The 17,310-nt window shown below is 65.8% G+C and carries 17 protein-coding genes; 14 read left to right on the forward strand and 3 right to left on the reverse strand.

Translation table 11 applies throughout. The annotated features are described in order from the left end of the window. Window positions 1-122 precede the first annotated feature (122 nt). The 3 genes from betB to ACU0B3_RS16975 all read left to right on the forward strand — a co-directional run bounded on the left by betB (window position 123) and on the right by ACU0B3_RS16975 (window position 4,137). Window positions 123-1,586 carry a betaine-aldehyde dehydrogenase gene (betB, locus tag ACU0B3_RS16965; RefSeq protein WP_446262063.1) on the forward strand — a complete coding sequence of 488 codons (1,464 nt, stop codon included), beginning with the start codon at window positions 123-125 and terminating at the stop codon, window positions 1,584-1,586. Then, window positions 1,586-3,247: a choline dehydrogenase gene (gene betA / locus ACU0B3_RS16970; protein ID WP_446262064.1), complete on the forward strand. Its 1,662-nt coding sequence runs from the start codon at window positions 1,586-1,588 to the stop codon at window positions 3,245-3,247. Before betB ends, betA begins: the two co-directional genes overlap by 1 nt. A 287-nt stretch (window positions 3,248-3,534) precedes the next feature. Continuing rightward, on the forward strand, window positions 3,535-4,137 hold the full coding sequence (locus tag ACU0B3_RS16975) for a thermonuclease family protein (protein WP_446262065.1): 603 nt from the start codon (window positions 3,535-3,537) through the stop codon (window positions 4,135-4,137). On the opposite strand, the gene ACU0B3_RS16980 is transcribed toward ACU0B3_RS16975, so the two are convergent. Together ACU0B3_RS16980 and ACU0B3_RS16985 are read right to left on the reverse strand one after the other, a co-directional pair. Then, window positions 4,138-5,538: a helix-turn-helix domain-containing protein gene (locus ACU0B3_RS16980; RefSeq protein ID WP_446262066.1), complete on the reverse strand. Its 1,401-nt coding sequence runs from the start codon at window positions 5,536-5,538 to the stop codon at window positions 4,138-4,140. It abuts the gene before it with no gap. Between the two features lie 64 nt (window positions 5,539-5,602). Continuing rightward, complete coding sequence (locus tag ACU0B3_RS16985) at window positions 5,603-6,820, reverse strand: multidrug effflux MFS transporter (RefSeq protein WP_446262067.1); 1,218 nt, start codon at window positions 6,818-6,820, stop codon at window positions 5,603-5,605. Window positions 6,821-6,998: 178 nt separating this feature from the next. Here ACU0B3_RS16985 and ACU0B3_RS16990 point away from each other — a divergent pair, with 178 nt between their 5' ends. From ACU0B3_RS16990 to ACU0B3_RS17035, 10 genes are all read left to right on the forward strand, one after another. Then, entirely contained in the window at window positions 6,999-8,531 is a 1,533-nt protein-coding gene (locus ACU0B3_RS16990) for an acyl-CoA carboxylase subunit beta (protein ID WP_446262068.1), read from the forward strand. Between the two features lie 122 nt (window positions 8,532-8,653). After that, window positions 8,654-8,917: a DUF7218 family protein gene (locus tag ACU0B3_RS16995; protein ID WP_446262069.1), complete on the forward strand. Its 264-nt coding sequence runs from the start codon at window positions 8,654-8,656 to the stop codon at window positions 8,915-8,917. A 16-nt stretch (window positions 8,918-8,933) separates the two neighbouring features. After that, a complete protein-coding gene (locus ACU0B3_RS17000; protein WP_446262070.1) occupies window positions 8,934-9,320 on the forward strand; it encodes a cupin domain-containing protein in 387 nt (128 codons plus the stop codon). Next, a complete protein-coding gene (locus tag ACU0B3_RS17005; RefSeq protein WP_446262071.1) occupies window positions 9,317-9,646 on the forward strand; it encodes a hypothetical protein in 330 nt (109 codons plus the stop codon). The genes ACU0B3_RS17000 and ACU0B3_RS17005 overlap by 4 nt, the downstream gene beginning before the upstream one ends. Then, complete coding sequence (locus ACU0B3_RS17010) at window positions 9,643-10,050, forward strand: DUF6497 family protein (protein ID WP_446262072.1); 408 nt, start codon at window positions 9,643-9,645, stop codon at window positions 10,048-10,050. Before ACU0B3_RS17005 ends, ACU0B3_RS17010 begins: the two co-directional genes overlap by 4 nt. A 214-nt stretch (window positions 10,051-10,264) precedes the next feature. Further along, window positions 10,265-10,408, forward strand: a complete 144-nt coding sequence (locus ACU0B3_RS17015; RefSeq protein ID WP_446262073.1) for a hypothetical protein — start codon at window positions 10,265-10,267, stop codon at window positions 10,406-10,408. A gap of 117 nt (window positions 10,409-10,525) precedes the next feature. Beyond that, window positions 10,526-10,885, forward strand: coding sequence for a hypothetical protein (locus ACU0B3_RS17020; protein ID WP_446262074.1), 360 nt, complete (start codon window positions 10,526-10,528; stop codon window positions 10,883-10,885). A gap of 289 nt (window positions 10,886-11,174) precedes the next feature. After that, a complete protein-coding gene (locus ACU0B3_RS17025; protein WP_446262075.1) occupies window positions 11,175-11,375 on the forward strand; it encodes a hypothetical protein in 201 nt (66 codons plus the stop codon). Window positions 11,376-11,465: 90 nt separating this feature from the next. Further along, window positions 11,466-13,466, forward strand: a complete 2,001-nt coding sequence (locus ACU0B3_RS17030) for an acetyl-CoA carboxylase biotin carboxylase subunit (RefSeq protein WP_446262076.1) — start codon at window positions 11,466-11,468, stop codon at window positions 13,464-13,466. Between the two features lie 34 nt (window positions 13,467-13,500). Beyond that, window positions 13,501-14,325 (forward strand): hypothetical protein, encoded by an 825-nt coding sequence (locus ACU0B3_RS17035; protein ID WP_446262077.1) that lies wholly within the window; start codon window positions 13,501-13,503, stop codon window positions 14,323-14,325. Between the two features lie 100 nt (window positions 14,326-14,425). On the opposite strand, the gene ACU0B3_RS17040 is transcribed toward ACU0B3_RS17035, so the two are convergent. Next, window positions 14,426-14,956: a DUF4174 domain-containing protein gene (locus tag ACU0B3_RS17040; RefSeq protein ID WP_446262078.1), complete on the reverse strand. Its 531-nt coding sequence runs from the start codon at window positions 14,954-14,956 to the stop codon at window positions 14,426-14,428. 111 nt (window positions 14,957-15,067) lie between these two features. Here ACU0B3_RS17040 and scpA point away from each other — a divergent pair, with 111 nt between their 5' ends. Continuing rightward, window positions 15,068-17,194 carry a methylmalonyl-CoA mutase gene (gene scpA / locus ACU0B3_RS17045; protein ID WP_446262079.1) on the forward strand — a complete coding sequence of 709 codons (2,127 nt, stop codon included), beginning with the start codon at window positions 15,068-15,070 and terminating at the stop codon, window positions 17,192-17,194. The last annotated feature ends 116 nt before the right edge of the window (window positions 17,195-17,310 follow it).

The following is a 17,310-nucleotide window of genomic DNA, read 5'->3' on the forward strand; positions in this document are numbered from 1 at the left end:
GGATCGCCGCGCAAAAGCAAAGGGTCAGACGGCGGTTTGGATGGTTGTTCAAATTCTTGAATGAATATTTAAGATTTGGTACGGGCGTCAGAAATCCTATTTCTCAAGTTTGGACCATCCCCATGATCGAAGGCGTCACCTGCCAGCCCACCGCCAGCCACTTTGTCGACGGGGCCTATGTCGAAGACACCGCGGGTGCGGTGCGGGACGTCGTCTATCCCCACACGGGCGAGGTGATCGCGCAGGTGCATGAGGCGACGCCGGCGATCATCGAGCGCGCCATCGCGTCGGCCAAGGCTGCGCAGCCGGCGTGGGCCGCGCTCAGCGGAACCGAACGCGGGCGCATCCTGCGCCGGGCTGCAGACATGATCCGGGAGCGCAATCGGGAGCTGTCGATCCTCGAGACATGCGACACGGGCAAACCACTGTCAGAGACGCTGTATGTCGATGCCACATCGGGGGCGGACGCGCTCGAATACTTTGGCGGGTTGGCCGGCAGCATCACGGGCGAGCACATTCCCCTGGGCCAGGACTGGGTCTACACCCGGCGCGAGCCGCTGGGCCTGTGCGTCGGGATCGGTGCCTGGAACTACCCCACACAGATTGCCTGCTGGAAGGGCGCGCCGGCGCTGGCGATGGGCAATGCGATGGTCTTCAAACCCTCGGAAACGACGCCGCTCTGCGCGCTCAAGGTGGCGGAAATCCTGTACGAGGCCGGCCTGCCTGCCGGGCTTTACAACGTCATCCAGGGTGCGGGCGGCGTGGGCGCGCCGCTCGTCACCGATCCGCGCGTCGACAAGGTGTCGCTGACCGGCTCGGTGCCGACCGGGCGCAAGGTCTATGCCGCCGCTGCCGAAGGCATGAAGCACGTCACGATGGAGCTCGGTGGCAAGTCGCCCCTGATCATCTTTGACGACGCGGACCTCGAAAACGCCGTGGGCGGCGCGATCCTCGGGAATTTCTATTCCTCAGGTCAAGTCTGCTCGAACGGCACGCGCGTCTTTGTGCACAAAGCGATCAAGGAGGCTTTCTTGTCGCGCCTTTCGGCGCGCCTCGAGGGGGCCGTGATCGGCGATCCGCTCGACGAAGCGACGACGTTTGGCCCGATGGTGAGCGCGACGCAGATGGAGATCGTCGAGGGCTACATCGCGAAAGGCCGGGACGAGGGCGCGCGGCTCGTGTGCGGCGGTGCGCGTCTTGAGCGCGACGGCTATTACATCCCGCCCACCGTCTTTGCCGACGTCACAGACGACATGACCATCGCGCGCGAGGAAATTTTCGGACCCGTCATGGCGGTCCTCGATTTCGAGGACGAGGCCGAGATGATTGCGCGCGCCAACGCCACGCCGTTCGGCCTCTCGGCGGGTGTCTTTACCAGCGATCTGACCCGCGCGCACCGGGTGATCGGCGCCCTGGAGGCGGGCAGCTGTTTCATCAACTCCTACAACGACGCGCCCGTGGAGGCGCCCTTTGGCGGGGTCAAGGCGTCGGGGGTCGGGCGCGAGAACTCGAAGGAGGCGATCGCGCATTACAGCCAGGTCAAGTCGGTCTACGTCCGCATGGGTGACGTCGAGGCGCCCTTCTGATGGCGCGCGCGGACTACGTGATCGTCGGGGCCGGCAGCGCGGGCTGCGCTATGGCCTACCGGTTGAGCGAGGCCGGCCACTCGGTGATCGTGATTGAATACGGCGGCACCGACGTCGGGCCCTTTATCCAGATGCCGGCGGCGCTGAGCTACCCGATGAACATGGCGCGCTACGACTGGGGGTACCAGTCCGGACCCGAGCCGCATCTGGGCGGGCGCCGGCTGGCCTGTCCGCGGGGCAAGGTGCTAGGCGGCTCGTCCTCGATCAACGGCATGGTCTATGTGCGTGGGCATGCGGGCGACTTCGACCATTGGGAGGAGAGCGGCGCGCGCGGCTGGTCCTACGCCGATGTGCTGCCCTACTTTCAGCGACAGGAGAACTGGACGGACGGCGGGCATGGCGGCGACCCGGATTGGCGCGGCACGGACGGCCCGCTGCACGTGACGCGTGGCCCGCGCGACAACCCGCTGCACGCGGCCTTTGTGGCGGCGGCGGAGGCGGCGGGCTATGCCGCGACCGACGACTACAACGGCGCGCGGCAAGAGGGGTTTGGCCCCATGGACATGACCGTGCACAAGGGCCGGCGCTGGTCGGCCTATGCGGCGTATCTCAAGCCGGCGCTGGCCACGGGGCGGGTGCGGGTTGTGAACGGACTTGCGACGCGGGTGGTCTTTGACGGGCGGCGCGCCACGGGCGTCGAGATCCGCGCGCGCGGCGGAACCCAGGTTGTGGAGGCGGAGCGCGAGGTGATCCTCGCCGCGTCGTCCATCAACTCGCCCAAGCTGCTGATGCTGTCCGGCATCGGTCCAGCGGAGCACCTTAGGGAGCACGGGATCGAGGTGCGCGCGGACCGGCGCGGCGTCGGTCAGAACCTGCAGGATCACCTCGAACTTTACATCCAGTACGCATGCAAGCAGCCGATCACGCTCGCGTCCTACTGGTCGCTCTGGGGCAAGGCGTGGGTGGGCGCACGCTGGCTCTTTACCAGGACCGGGCTGGGTGCGTCGAACCAGTTCGAGAGCGCCGGGTTCATCCGCTCGCGCGCCGGGGTCCGCTATCCCGACATCCAGTACCACTTCCTGCCGATCGCCGTGCGCTACGACGGCCAGAGTGCTGCCGAGGGGCACGGGTTCCAGGCGCATGTCGGACCAATGCGATCCGCCTCGCGCGGAGCGGTGTCGCTGGCCTCGCCGCGCCCGGAAGATGCGCCGCATATCCTCTTCAACTACATGAGCCACGCCAGCGACTGGGAGGATTTCCGCGCCTGTATCCGCCTGACGCGCGAGATCTTTGCGCAGGCGCCTATGGCTCCGTTTGTCGAGCGGGAAATCCAGCCCGGGCCCGAAGTGGCTTCGGATGCGGCGCTCGACGCATTTATCCGCGAGCATGTCGAAAGCGCCTACCATCCGTGCGGGACCTGCAAGATGGGCGCGGTGGACGATGGCAACGCGGTTGTCGACCCGGAGTGCCGGGTGATCGGCGTCGAGGACCTGCGGGTGGCGGACAGTTCGGTCTTTCCGCGCATCCCCAACGGTAACCTTAACGCGCCCTCGATCATGGTGGGGGAGAAGGCATCCGATCATATCCTCGGTCGGACGGCCTTGCCTCGCGCGAACCTCGTGCCGTGGGAGCATCCGCAATGGCGCACTGCGCAACGTTGACGCTCGGCCAATGCGCGCGACGGTGTGTGGACCCAGTTTAAAAGCGTTTGCGCCAGCTGTGAGGTCGCGAAGAAGGTATTTATAAACCAGAGAAGGACCTGGCGCTGTCCTTGTCCCTTCTCTGGTTCAAAAATACCTAATGGCCGGACGGGTCCAGAAGCGCTGCGCTTTGTGAGAGGCGGCGCGCGTTAACCTTGACGCGGCTTGCGTGGCAGGCGGCCAGCGCGCAGGTTAACGAGATGTTAAGGGCTTTCCTGTGCGTTTACCTTTTGTCGGTCTTGCCTGCGATGGCGGAAGTGGCAGGCGAGATTCGCGTGATCGACGGCGACACGTTCGAGGTGGCCGGCACGCGGGTGCGGCTGCACGGGATCGACGCGCCAGAGCGCGGCCAGACGTGCACCACCGAGCAAGGCGTGGCCTGGGCTTGCGGGGCGTGGGTGACCTCGCGAGTGCACGCGCGGTTTGACGGGACGTTGGCTGAGTGCCTGCCCTTGGACCGGGACAGGTACGACCGTGTCGTGGCGACGTGTCAGGTCGGCGGCGTGGATGTCGGCGGCTGGATCGTTGCGGAGGGATACGGCTTTGCCTACCGCCGCTATTCAATGAGTTACGATCTGGTTGAGAAACAGGCGGCGGCTGCGGACCGCGGGCTTTGGGCGATGAATGTGACGCGCCCGGCGTGGTTTCGGGCGACGCGGGCCGAAGGGCGATTGCCGCCGGATCGGGCCTGCCGGATCAAGGGGAACGTGTCCTCCAAGGGCGTGCGCACTTACCATCTGCCGGGACAGGCGCACTACGAGCGCACAGGGATCCGCATCGAGCGCGGCGAGCGCTGGTTTTGCAGCGAGGCGGAGGCGTTGGGGGCCGGCTGGCGCAAGGCTCGGCGCTGATCATCCGACGTCGTAGGGCAGGACCTTGTGCGTGTCCGGGTCCGCGGTGAGCCTGCTTTCGAGGGGCGGCACGGAGCGTTGGTGGCATTCGGCGCGGTCGCAGATGCGGCAGGAGATGCCGATCGGCTCGAACGCGTCGGCGCGGTCCAGAGGCAGGCCGTCGGCATAGACGAGGCTCTCGGCGTAGGCGATCTCGCATCCCAGCGCGATGGCGAACCGCCGGACCGGCGCGCCGTAGGAGCCTGCCGATTTCGAAATGTCGCGCGCCAAAAGGAAGTAGCGCACGCCGTCCGGGGTTTCGGCTTGCTGGCGCAGGAACTGGCCGGGCGTCTCGAACGCGCGGTGCACGTTCCAGAGGGGACAGGCCCCGCCAAAGCGCGCGAATTGCAGCCGCGTCGCCGAATGCCGTTTGGTGATCGTGCCCGCTTGATCGACCCGCACGAAGAAGAACGGCACGCCGCGCGCCTCGGGTCGCTGCAACGTCGAAAGCCGGTGCGCGACCTGCTCGATGGAGGCGCCGAAATCCTGTGCGAGCCGCTCGAGGTCGTGCCGTTCGCGCCGGGCCGCCTCCAGAAACTGCCCGTAGGGCATGAGCGCGGCGCCGGCGAAGTAGTTGGCAAGGCCGATCTTGGCGATGGCGCGCGCCGCCTCCGAACGGAACCGGGCCAGGTCAAGCGTTGCGTCGATGAGCTTGCCATGCGACAGGAGCGCCAGCTGCAGCAGCATCTGGAAAGACAGCGTCGCCGCTGGCGCACGCGTCGAGAGCGTCAGGACGCGTGTCGTAGGCTCGTAGTGGCGCAGGCCATCGCTTTCGGCGAGGACAGTTGTGACCCCAAGTGCGTCGAGCCGGGCGCGGATGGCGGTGGGGGTGGCCACGGCGCCGCCCCAGGCGCGCGCGGTGTTCTCGGCCGCGCGGTCGACCGCGTCGATGTAATTGTCGCAATAGTGGAAGAAGTCGCGCACCTCTTCCCAGGGCGACTGCAGCGCGCCACTGCCGGCCTGGCCCAGCGCCTCGTCGAGGGAGGCTAGCCGTTCGTGCGAGGCACGGTAGGCGCGGTGCAATGCCAAAAAGGCGTGCGCGAGGTCCGGCGCGTTCGAGGCAGCTAGGCGCAAATCGGCGAGGGGCGGCGCCGCGCCGTCAAAGACCGGATCGCCCAGCACTTCGGTCATGTCCGACACCAGCCTATCGGTCACACCGGACCCGAACGCCGTGATGTCGACGCCAAAATCCTGCGCCAGCGCCAGAAGCACGGTCGAGGAGACCGGGCGGTTGTTGTTCTCCATCTGGTTGAGATACGGCAGCGACACGCCCAGCTTGGCGGCAAATGCCTTTTGGGTCAGGCCAAGTCCCTTGCGCGTCTCGCGCAGCTTGGGTCCGGCAAAGAGTTTGGGTTGCGCCATGGGAAGTTCCGCCGTGTTGCAAACCCTGTCCTAGCGGGTTTGCAAACTTTGTGCCACACCCGGCTCAGGCGACTTTCAGCTGCCGCTCACGGACGTAGACAAACCCGATGGCGGCAATCGCCAGCAGCGAGGTGATCAGCATCAACCCGAGGAGCGGCGTTGGACCGCTGCCGGGGCTGAGGAGGTGCCCGGCAAGGGCGGAGAGGCCCGCGCCGCCACCGATCATGATCGACCCGCCGAGGCCGGAGGCGGTGCCGGCCAGATGCGGTCGCACCGAGAGCATGCCCGCCGTGGCGTTCGGGATGGTCAGCCCGTTGCCGAGCCCGACAAAGGTCATCAGGCCAAAGAAGGTCCACTCGTTGCCATAACCGGCGAGGTAGAGCGCCGTCGACAGCGCCACGCCAAAGGCGGAGATGAGCGAGCCCCAGAGCACCATCTGGTTGACCCCGAACCGCACCGCGTTGCGCCCCGAAAAGAAGTTGCCGAGGAAATAGCCGATCGCAGGCGCTCCGAAAAAGAGGCCCAGCCGCTCGGGTGACATGCCAAAGACGTCGGTCCCGATGAAGGGCGCCCCGCCGAGATAGGCAAAGAAAGCCCCCGAGCAGAACGCCGCCGCCAGCGCGTAGGCCCAGAACCGCGGAGAGGTCAAAAGCTCGGGGTATTCGGCGAATTGCTGGCGGAGCGTGTGACCCGAAGAGACGGCCGTCTCCCCCTGGTCGAAATAGCAGACCACGAATGTCACGATCCCGAGGCCAAAGAGCATCCAGAAATTTGCCTGCCAGCCAAAGACGCCGTCTAGGAGTCCGCCGATGGCCGGTGCGATCATCGGCACCACGGCCATCCCCATCGTCACGTAGGCGATGAGCGAGGCGGCCTGGTTCGTGCCGGAAATGTCGCGCGCGACGGCGCGGCTGAGCACCATGCCGACCACGATGGCGGCCTGGATCATGCGAAAGAACAGGAACACCCAGACGTTGGTCGCCCAGATGCAGCCGAGCGTGGCGAGCAGAAAGATGACGATCCCGGCGAGGTTGACCGGCCTGCGCCCCAACTTGTCGCTGATCGGTCCGATAAAGAGCTGCAGGATCGCGTTCACGCCAAGGTAGACCGCGACGGACATCTGCACGATGGCGTAATCGGCCTCGAAATACTCCGACATCGCCGGAAGGGACGGCAGAAACACGTTCATCGCCATGGCGGAAAGGCCCGCCATGAGGATCAGCGTGGAGATATGCGGAGGCGTCGCGCGGTCGAAATACCGCGTGCCTGTGTCTTGAGACATGTCAGCAAACTCCACCTGTGTTCATTTGGTTGCAAGAAAAATCGCAGGTTTGCATACTTTGCAGATGTGCAGTTTGCGCGCGCAAATAATTTGCAAATTTGCGAGATAGAACTGGTCGTGCTGCAGTGCAGCTTGTACGTAGCCTTGCACGAATTTGTGGCCTTTGGGAGGGCTCCCCATGATCGATGTCAGCGCAGAACTTGAGGCGCGCCGGAGCGCCGCCCGGCTTGGCGGCGGCCAGCGCCGCATCGACGCGCAGCACGCGCGGGGCAAGCTGACCGCACGCGAGCGGATCGAGCTCTTGCTCGACGAGGGCTCGTTCGAAGAGTTCGACATGTTCGTCACCCACCGCTGCACCGACTTCGGGATGGAGGCGAACAAGCCCGCCGGCGACGGCGTCGTCACGGGCTGGGGCACGATCAACGGCCGGATGGTCTACCTCTTTAGCCAGGATTTTACCGTGTTCGGCGGCTCCCTGTCGGAGACGCACGCGCAAAAGATCTGCAAGATCATGGACATGGCGGTGCAGAACGGCGCACCGGTGATCGGCATCAACGACTCGGGCGGGGCGCGCATCCAGGAGGGCGTCGCCTCCCTCGCCGGCTATGCGGAGGTCTTTCAGCGCAACATCCTTGCCTCGGGCGTCGTGCCGCAGATCAGCGTCGTGATGGGGCCCTGCGCCGGTGGGGCGGTCTATTCGCCGGCGATGACGGACTTCATCTTTATGGTCAAGGACACGTCCTACATGTTCGTGACCGGGCCTGATGTGGTGAAGACGGTCACCAACGAGGTGGTCACCGCCGAGGAACTGGGCGGCGCCTCGACCCACACGCGCAAGTCCTCGGTGGCCGATGGCGCCTTCGAGAACGACGTGGAGGCGCTGGCGGAAGTGCGGCGGCTCGTGGACTTTCTCCCGCTCAGCAACCGCGAGAAGCCACCCGTGCGCCCCTTCTTTGACGCGCCGGACCGGGTGGAGGCATCGCTCGATACGCTGATCCCCGCCAACCCGAACACGCCCTACGACATGAAGGAGCTGATCGGGAAGGTCGCGGACGAGGGCGATTTCTACGAGATCCAGGAGGATTACGCCAAGAACATCATCACCGGGTTCATCCGTATCGAGGGCCAGACGGTGGGTGTCGTGGCCAACCAGCCAATGGTGCTGGCCGGGTGCCTCGACATCGACAGCTCGCGAAAGGCGGCGCGATTCGTGCGCTTCTGCGACTGTTTTGAAATCCCGATCCTCACGCTGGTCGATGTGCCGGGCTTCTTGCCGGGGACCAGCCAGGAGTACGGCGGCGTGATCAAGCACGGGGCCAAGCTGCTCTTTGCCTATGGCGAGGCGACGGTCCCGAAGGTGACGGTGATCACGCGCAAAGCCTACGGCGGCGCCTATGACGTGATGGCGTCCAAACACCTGCGGGGGGACTTCAACTATGCCTGGCCGAGCGCGGAGATCGCGGTGATGGGCGCCAAGGGCGCAACCGAGATCATCCACCGCGCGGACCTCGGGGACGCCGAGAAGATCGCCCAGCACACCAAGGATTACGAGGACCGGTTTGCAAACCCCTTCGTCGCTGCCGAGCGCGGGTTCATCGACGAGGTGATTCAGCCCCGCTCGACGCGCCGCCGGGTCGCCCGCGCCTTTGCCTCCTTGCGGGGCAAGTCGCTCAAGAACCCTTGGAAAAAGCACGACAACATTCCGCTCTAAGCGCGGGGTGGCAAGTTCCCGGGGGCGGTCTGCCCCCGGACCCCCGAGGATATTTCCAGCCAGAAGAAGCGACATGGGAACTGAGATGTTGAGCCGAAGCTTATCCTGCAAAGGAGAGCAACATGGCCAAGGATCACGGAAAGAGCGTGAAGCGGGACGACGTCTACGAAGCGCTTCGCGAGGATGGGGCGTCCAAGGAGAAGGCGGCGCGGATCGCCAATGCGCAGGCCTCGGACGATCAGGAACCTTCGGTGAAGGGCGGCAAGGCGCCGCCCTACGAGGAGTGGACGAAGGACGATCTCTACGCGCGGGCGCAGGAGCTGGACGTCGACGGGCGGTCGGACATGAGCAAGGATCAATTGATCGAGGCGCTCAGGGACCGGTAGTGCCGGGGGGCGTGGCATGACCCAGCCGCTCACCATTCGCCATGCCGATGACGGCAAGTTCGAGGGGCAGGGGCTGCGGGCCTTTTTCGAGTATCGCGGTCTTGGCATCGCGGAGGCGACGGCGGGCGGGTTTGGCGCCCATGTCATCCGGGCGGTGCCGGGCGAAGAGAGCCCGGGCGGCTGGCATTCGCACGCGCTCAATTTCCAGATGGTCTACGTCACCAAGGGCTGGGTGATCTTCGAGTACGAGGGTCATGGCGAGGTGGTTATGCGCGCAGGCTCGTCCGTGTTGCAGCCGCCGGGGATCGTGCACCGCGAGGTGCGCCACTCGGACGACATGGAGCTTATCGAGATCACCGCACCCGCGGAGTTCGAGACGCGGGCCGAGGACGCGCCGGCATGAGCCGGGGCTGGCATCTGCTGCGCGCGTCGGACGGCGTGACGCTGACGCGGCGGGTGCCGGTGCGCATGGATGTCGTGGCGGAGACCGTGTTGCCGGACATGCGCCTCTTGCCGCTGGTACATCACGTGCGGCAGGATTTGTGGCGGGCGCTCCAGCGGGTGCGTGGTTTCAGCCCGGTGGTGCGCGCGCGGCGGAGCGAGCGCGGTGTTGCGCTGGAGGCGGGCGGGCGGATCGACGGGGCTGTGCCACCGGGAGTGTCTGCGCGTATCGCGGAACTGCTCGAGGACCCGGCGCGGCGCGCGCGCTGGGCGCGGTGGTCGGCATGACGGGGCGGTGGCTAGGTGTGGCGGCCGCTGTCTGGCTCGCAAGCGGAGCTACGGCGGATGTGGCGCAGGCGCCGATCTTTGTCCCGTCGGGCCAGTTCGTGACCTTTCAGGAGTTCGTGGCGGATGCGGCGGGCGAGGGGCTGATGTACCGCTTCCGGTTCATCGCGCCGGACATTTCGCCAGCCGGCAAAGGGCTGACCTTTGGCGAGGTGGCGGACGACATGTTCCATCTTTGCCAGTTCTATGCGGTTCCCAAACTGTCCGAGGTCGGACCCAAGCCGCGCCAGATCGTGGTGTCCCTCGCCGATCAGGCGACCGAGTTTGGGGCGAGCGATGCGACCGTCACGCAGTTTTTCGAAGCCTACGCCGTCAAGGACGGCCTCTGCATTTGGGAGATCTTCTGATGGGTCCCCAACATCTTGCGGGTCTGGTGCCGGACTGGGGCGGATTTGCGGCATTGCCGCCACATTCGAGCGCAACCGCCGCGTGCCAATGTTCAACGGCGCGGTGCCTCGTTAATATGCGCCAAGGGCTCCATCAAGGAACCCGATCTCACGGACGTGTGGGCACGCGGCGTTTTGACCGGGCCTGTGCGGACAACAAAAACAGGAGTGAGGGATGTCGAAGAGCATCAAACTGCTGGTCGCGCTTGGCCTCGTCGCCGGTGTTGCGGCCTGTGCCAAGGGCAATGACGAAGAGTTCGTTGTCATCGCACCGGAGCCGATCTCGGTCGAGCCGGTCTACACCGGCAAGTTCAAGTAAGACGCCTCTGTATGGTCGGGTCGCAGCAGGCGGCCTGACACGGGTGTGTCCTTCGGACGGGCGGACTTTCGGGTCCGCCCATCCCAGCCGCCAGCGCCCCGGGTCCGGGAGGTGCGGATGATCAAGCATCGCGGCTTTCCGGGGCGTCTGCCCGGTACGGATTTCCAGTTTACCCTGCGGCGCGCAAACCCCAAGGGCGCGACACCGATCGTGCGGCGCGAGCGCTTTGCCGATCGCAAGCCGGCGGACCGGCGGGCGGATGCGGCCTTTGTCTCGGCGCTGTTCGTCCAGTTCGGCACGGAGCCATTCGAGCGCGGGAACCTCGATGCGGGACGGCTCAGCTGGCTCTTCGGGCGCGAGGTGCTGCCGTTCGACGATCCGTTTGATCCCGCCGATTACGAGGCGCGGCTGGTGCTGGATGAGCGGGCCGCAAGAGTGAGCTTCCCGGATGCCTTCGACGGGACGTGGTGGGCATGATTTTGCGCAAGGCCTTCAGAACTGGGCGGGAAATGGCCCACGGCGCGGATGCGAACGGACGGCGCTTGCCGGGTTGGCCCGCACGGCGCCATGCTCAACCCCAGCGAGTGTCAGACCCGGGTACGCGGAGCTTTGGCGCTTGCGTCCCTACCCCTGACGGTCGGTCTGGTCGGTGCCCGGTCAGACCGGCTTCGGGGCGGCGAGGCGCCGAGCCGGGATTTCCAGCGGAACCTCGCACGCGGCGCAGCGTTTGTGGTGCAACAGCACGCAACGCCAAAGGATTTTCTCCATGCTCCGCATCGCCCTCGCCACCTCCGCAATCGTCACCCTCGCGGCCTGCACCGGCACCGACGGGGAGCGTGCGACCGCTGGCGCCCTCACGGCCGCGACGGCTGCCGCCATTACCGACAACAACGTTGCCACCGCCGCCGCTGCGGGCGCTGCCGCCGGCGCGCTCTGTGACGAGGCGGGTGTCTGCGAAGACGGCTGACGCCACCACAATCTCACGTCGCGGCGCTGCCGCGTGGACCTGCGTGCCTGACCGGCGCGCAGGTTTTTTCATGCCTGAAGGGACTGGGCCATGTTCAAGAAAATACTGATCGCCAACCGGGGCGAAATTGCGTGCCGGGTGATCAAGACCGCGCGGAAGATGGGCATTGCCACGGTGGCGGTCTACTCGGACGCGGACGCGCAGGCGCTGCACGTGCAGATGGCCGACGAGGCGGTGCATATCGGCCCGGCGCCCGCCAACCAGTCCTACATCGTAATCGACAAGATCATGGACGCCATCCGCCAGACCGGCGCGGAGGCAGTGCATCCGGGCTACGGGTTTCTGAGCGAAAACAAGCTCTTCGCCGAGGCTCTGGAGAAAGAGGGCGTTGCCTTTATCGGCCCGCCCGCCAGCGCGATCGAGCAGATGGGGGACAAGATCACCTCGAAGAAGATCGCTCAGGAGGCCGGCGTCAGCACAGTGCCTGGCTACATGGGCCTCATTGAGGATGCGGACGAGGCGGTGAAAATCTCCACCGAGATCGGCTATCCGGTGATGATCAAGGCGAGCGCGGGCGGTGGCGGCAAGGGCATGCGTATCGCCTGGAACGACCAGGAGGCGCGCGAGGGGTTCCAGAGTTCGAAGAACGAGGCGGCGAATTCCTTTGGAGATGACCGCATCTTTATCGAGAAATTTGTCACCCAGCCGCGGCATATCGAGATCCAGGTGCTCGCCGACGCGCACGGCAACTGCATCTACCTCAACGAGCGGGAATGCTCGATCCAGCGCCGCAACCAGAAGGTGATCGAGGAGGCGCCGTCGCCCTTCCTCGATGAAGCGACGCGGCAGGCGATGGGCCAGCAGTCCTGCGATCTGGCGCGTGCGGTGGGTTATACCTCGGCCGGGACGGTGGAGTTCATCGTGGATGGGGAGCGCAACTTCTACTTCCTCGAGATGAACACGCGTTTGCAGGTGGAGCACCCGGTGACGGAGCTGATCACGGGCGTCGATCTCGTCGAGCAGATGATCCGCGTGGCCTATGGCGAAACGCTGACGCTGGCGCAGGAGGACATCGGGATCAACGGTTGGGCGATGGAGAGCCGGCTCTATGCCGAGGACCCTTACCGCAACTTCCTGCCCTCCATCGGGCGTCTGACGCGGTATCGTCCTCCCGCCGAAGTGGACACCGGCCCGCGTATCGTGCGCAATGACACCGGCGTCTACGAGGGCGGCGAGATCAGCATGTATTATGACCCGATGATCGCCAAGCTCTGCACCTGGGGCGCGACGCGGGAGGAGGCCATCGACGGGATGCGCGACGCGCTTGACGGGTTCGAGGTGGAGGGGATCGGCCACAACCTGCCCTTCTGCGCCGCCGTGATGGACCACCCGCGCTTTGTCTCGGGGGAGATCACGACGGCGTTCATCGCCGAGGAGTATCCCGAGGGGTTCGAGGGCGTGACGCTGGGCGAGACCAGCCTGCGCCGGGTCGCAGCGGCGGCGGCGGCGATGCACCGGGTTGCGGAGATCCGGCGCACCCGCGTGTCGGGCCGGATGGACAATCACGAGCGCAAGGTCGGCACGGACTGGGTGGTGAGCGCGCAGGGCGTCTCGATGCCGGTCACGATTGCCGCCGACCGCGAAGGCTCGACCGTGACGTTCGAGGACGGCACCGCGATCCGCGTGGCCTCGGGCTGGACGCCCGGCGACACGCTCGCGCATATCGACGCGGATGGCACGGCGTTGACGCTCAAGGTGGGCAAGATCACCCAAGGCTTCCGCATGCGCTACCGGGGTGCGGATCTCAAGGTCCATGTGCGCTCCCCGCGTCAGGCCGAGCTGGCCGCGCTGATGCCGGAAAAGCTGCCGCCCGATACCTCCAAGATGCTGCTTTGCCCGATGCCGGGGCTGGTGGTGAAGATCGACGTCGAGGTCGGCGACGAAGTGCAGGAGGGCCAGGCGCTTTGCACCGTCGAGGCGATGAAGATGGAGAACATCCTGCGCGCCGAGAAACGCGCAGTGGTGAGCAAGATCAACGCAGGCCCCGGCGACAGCCTCGCCGTGGACGAGGTCATCCTCGAGTTCGAATGATCCGATGCGCTGACATATCGCGGGAGCCATTTTGATGGAGCAGCTGCGCGCCTTTGCGGACGCCGTCACGGCGGCGTTGCCGATAACTGTGCCGGGCTGGGTGTGGCCGGTGCTGCTGGTTGCGCTCGTGATGCTGGCGCTGCTGCGGTTCTACTCGGCGCGGGTGGCGTGGCGGGTGATTGCGCAGTTCCTGCTGACCATCGCGTTGCCGCTCGGGTTGATCCTAGGCGGGGCGCTTTATGCTGTGGCGCAGGTGGTGACGGTCGAGACGCCGATCTGGCAGGCAATCATCGCGGCGACGATCATCGCGACCGGCTGGCTCACGACGGCCGTTTTCGCGCAAGTCGGCAAGTCGCGGGACCGGGCCGAACGCCTGCGAGATGTGCACCGCGCGCTTTATGCCGAGATCCGCACCCACTTGGCGAACCTGCAATCGGACGATGTGCTCAGCGAATACGGCCGCCAGATGGTCGAGATCATGCAGGCCAATCCCGGTTTTGTGCCGCTGGTGCCGCGCGAGCAGCCCTCCAAGGTGTTCGACACGCTGATCCCGGACATCCAGGTCCTGCCGCGCGAAACCATCGATCCGGTGGTGGAATATTACGCCCAGCGGGAGGCAGTGGCGGCCATGGTCGAGGACCTGCGCAGCCCCGAGGTCAAGACGCTCGCGCAGGAGCGCCGGATCAACATGTACCGCGATTACATCGAGATGAAGCGTCAGACCCTGCGCACCGGCCTCGAGGCGCTGGCGCTGATCAACGCCTATGCGCGCGGCTCAAAACGCGCCGCGCGGCGGGCGGCCAGGAAGATGGGCAGCGCGGGCTCTAGTAGCCGGGGCGCGGACCGGTCCGGCCGGTGATGGGTGGACGGGTGCCGATGTCCTTGTCAGGAAGCCAGTCCATGGGCGTTGCTCCTATGTGCGGCACTAATCTACGCGCTCCGCATCACGCGCTCAAGTCTCAGCTGCCCGAGGCGCGCCGGTCGCGGATTTCCTGTTGCCGCTGGGGCATCTTGTCGATCACGCGGGAGATCTCGCGCACGTCCCACGGCAGCGGTTTGCGCAGCTTGACCCCGCCGTCCTTGCCGATGAGCGCCAGCATGAACCCGCGCGGGCGCAGCTGCGTGCGCAGGGCGCTCTCCCCGTCCGGGTCCGTATCGGTGAACACGATCACGTCACGCTCGCGCAGCTCGTACTCCCGCGCGGTCAAGAGCGCGATCTGCCGTTGGAACGCCGGGTCCGCCGGGCTGTCGGCAAAGACGACGATGGGGCGCGCCGTCCAGCGGAACTCCGACAGGTCGACCTCCGCACCGTCGCGGATCAGTGGGGCGTCGGTCATCGCGGCCTCCTCCACGGGCGTTTCAGGTGTTTCCACGCCCGCGCTGCTGGCGGTGCCGGTCGCGCTTGAGGTGCCAGCCGGGCTTGCGGTGTCTTGCGCCAGCGCCGGTGCCGCCAGCGTGGCCATCAGAGCGAGTGTAGTGATGCGCTGCATGTTGCCTCCATTTGCTTTCAATGTAGGCGCAAATTCTCCGATTGCGATGCCCGGCCAGCGCCGGATGGTCGCTCCGTTCCGTCATTCCAAGCCCCGGGAGGGTTTTCCCACATGAGCACCAAAGACGACTGGCGCGCCCGCGCCGAAAAAGAGCTGCGCGGCCGCCCGCTCGAGGACTTGACCTGGAAGACGCTCGAAGGGATCGACGTGCAACCGGTCTACGACGCCTCCGATCTCGACGGTGTGGACCACATCGGCACGCTTCCGGGAGAGGCGCCCTTCACGCGCGGCGTTCGCTCGACGATGTACGCAGGCCGCCCCTGGACTATCCGCCAGTACGCCGGGTTCTCGACCGCCGAGGAGAGCAACGCGTTCTACCGCCGCAACCTCGCCGCCGGGCAGCAGGGCGTCTCGGTCGCTTTCGATCTGGCCACGCACCGGGGCTACGACAGCGACCACGAACGGGTCGAAGGGGATGTTGGCAAGGCCGGGGTGGCCATCGACTCGGTCGAGGACATGAAAATCCTCTTCGACGGCATCCCGCTCGACAAAGTGTCCGTCTCGATGACCATGAACGGCGCTGTGATCCCGGTCCTCGCGTCCTTCATCGTGGCCGGCGAGGAGCAGGGCGTCAGCCGCGAGCAGCTCTCGGGGACGATCCAGAACGACATCCTCAAGGAGTTTATGGTCCGCAACACCTACATCTACCCGCCCGAACCTTCGATGCGGATCGTGTCGGACATCATCGAGTACACCTCGAACGAGATGCCGAAGTTCAACTCCATCTCGATCTCCGGCTACCACATGCAGGAGGCGGGCGCGAACCTCGTGCAAGAGCTCGCCTACACCCTCGCGGACGGCAAGGAATACGTGCGCGCCGCCGTGGACGCCGGCATGGATGTCGACAAATTCGCCGGGCGCTTGTCGTTCTTCTTTGCGATAGGCATGAACTTTTTCATGGAGGCGGCCAAGCTCCGCGCTGCCCGTCTCTTGTGGCACCGCATCATGACCGAGGCCGGGGCCAAATCCGACCGGTCCAAGATGCTGCGCACCCACTGCCAGACGTCCGGTGTCAGCCTGCAGGAGCAGGACCCCTACAACAACGTGGTGCGCACTGCTTATGAGGCGATGAGCGCGGTGCTGGGTGGGACCCAGTCGCTGCACACCAACGCGCTGGACGAGGCGATTGCGCTGCCGACCGACTTCTCCGCCCGGATTGCACGCAACACGCAACTGATCCTGCAGGAGGAGACGGGGGTGACCAAGGTGGTCGACCCGCTCGCGGGCTCCTACTACGTCGAAAAGCTCACCGCTGACCTCGCGGATGCCGCCTGGAAGATGATCGAAGAGATCGACGAGATGGGCGGGATGACCAAAGCGGTGGCCTCCGGCCTTCCCAAGCTCAGGATCGAGGAAAGCGCCGCCCAGCGGCAGGCGCAGATCGACCGGGGCGACGAGGTCATCGTTGGCGTCAACAAGTACCGCCTCGAGAAAGAGGACGAGATCGACATCCTCGACGTCGACAACATGGCCGTGCGGGACAGCCAGATCGCGCGCCTCGAACGCATCCGCGCCAGCCGCGACCAGGCGGCCTGCGACGCCGCCCTTTCGGAACTCACCCGCCGCTGCACCGAAGGCGGCAACGTCCTCGAGGCGGCGGTCGACGCCGCCCGCCACCGCGCCACAGTCGGAGAGATCTCGATGGCCATGGAAAAAGTGTTCGGCCGCCACCGCGCCGAGGTCAAAACCCTCGCCGGCGTCTACGGCGCCGCCTACGAAGGGGACGCGGGCTTCGCGCAAATCCAGAAGGACGTGGAGAGCTTTGCCGAGGGCGAAGGCCGCCGCCCCCGCATGCTGGTGGTCAAGATTGGCCAGGACGGCCACGACCGCGGCGCCAAGGTGATCGCGACCGCCTTTGCCGACATCGGCTTTGACGTGGACGTGGGCCCGTTGTTCCAAACTCCCGCCGAGGCCGCGCAGGATGCCGTCGACAACGACGTGCACGTCGTCGGCATCTCCTCGCAGGCCGCAGGTCACAAGACCCTCGCTCCACAACTTGTCAAAGCGCTCAAGGAGGCAGGCGCCGAAGACATCATCGTCATCTGCGGCGGCGTGATCCCGCACCAGGATTACGATTTCCTCTACGGTGCGGGTGTCAAGGCGATCTTCGGTCCGGGCACCAACATCCCGGAAGCCGCTGCTGATATATTGCGCCTCATTCGCGAAAGCCGGGCTTAGCTTCGCGGACTGGATGGGGGGCCAGCCCCCCACGGCGAAAATCCATGGATTTCCACCGCTCCCCCCGGGATATTTAGAGCCAGAAGAAGATACGAGCGCTGCGGTCCTATTTTCTC

This window comes from Pseudaestuariivita sp. (assembly GCF_052825805.1).

Coding starts and splice junctions, on each gene's coding strand:
- ACU0B3_RS17030 (WP_446262076.1), top strand. CDS start 11,466: ATGTTCAAGAAAATACTGATCGCCAACCGGGGCGAAATTGCGTGCCGG.
- betB (WP_446262063.1), top strand. CDS start 123: ATGATCGAAGGCGTCACCTGCCAGCCCACCGCCAGCCACTTTGTCGAC.
- ACU0B3_RS17020 (WP_446262074.1), top strand. CDS start 10,526: ATGATCAAGCATCGCGGCTTTCCGGGGCGTCTGCCCGGTACGGATTTC.
- ACU0B3_RS17000 (WP_446262070.1), top strand. CDS start 8,934: ATGACCCAGCCGCTCACCATTCGCCATGCCGATGACGGCAAGTTCGAG.
- ACU0B3_RS17015 (WP_446262073.1), top strand. CDS start 10,265: ATGTCGAAGAGCATCAAACTGCTGGTCGCGCTTGGCCTCGTCGCCGGT.
- ACU0B3_RS16980 (WP_446262066.1), bottom strand. CDS start 5,538: ATGGCGCAACCCAAACTCTTTGCCGGACCCAAGCTGCGCGAGACGCGC.
- ACU0B3_RS17010 (WP_446262072.1), top strand. CDS start 9,643: ATGACGGGGCGGTGGCTAGGTGTGGCGGCCGCTGTCTGGCTCGCAAGC.
- ACU0B3_RS17025 (WP_446262075.1), top strand. CDS start 11,175: ATGCTCCGCATCGCCCTCGCCACCTCCGCAATCGTCACCCTCGCGGCC.
- ACU0B3_RS17005 (WP_446262071.1), top strand. CDS start 9,317: ATGAGCCGGGGCTGGCATCTGCTGCGCGCGTCGGACGGCGTGACGCTG.
- ACU0B3_RS16975 (WP_446262065.1), top strand. CDS start 3,535: ATGGCGGAAGTGGCAGGCGAGATTCGCGTGATCGACGGCGACACGTTC.
- ACU0B3_RS16985 (WP_446262067.1), bottom strand. CDS start 6,820: ATGTCTCAAGACACAGGCACGCGGTATTTCGACCGCGCGACGCCTCCG.
- ACU0B3_RS17040 (WP_446262078.1), bottom strand. CDS start 14,956: ATGCAGCGCATCACTACACTCGCTCTGATGGCCACGCTGGCGGCACCG.
- scpA (WP_446262079.1), top strand. CDS start 15,068: ATGAGCACCAAAGACGACTGGCGCGCCCGCGCCGAAAAAGAGCTGCGC.
- ACU0B3_RS16990 (WP_446262068.1), top strand. CDS start 6,999: ATGATCGATGTCAGCGCAGAACTTGAGGCGCGCCGGAGCGCCGCCCGG.
- betA (WP_446262064.1), top strand. CDS start 1,586: ATGGCGCGCGCGGACTACGTGATCGTCGGGGCCGGCAGCGCGGGCTGC.
- ACU0B3_RS17035 (WP_446262077.1), top strand. CDS start 13,501: ATGGAGCAGCTGCGCGCCTTTGCGGACGCCGTCACGGCGGCGTTGCCG.
- ACU0B3_RS16995 (WP_446262069.1), top strand. CDS start 8,654: ATGGCCAAGGATCACGGAAAGAGCGTGAAGCGGGACGACGTCTACGAA.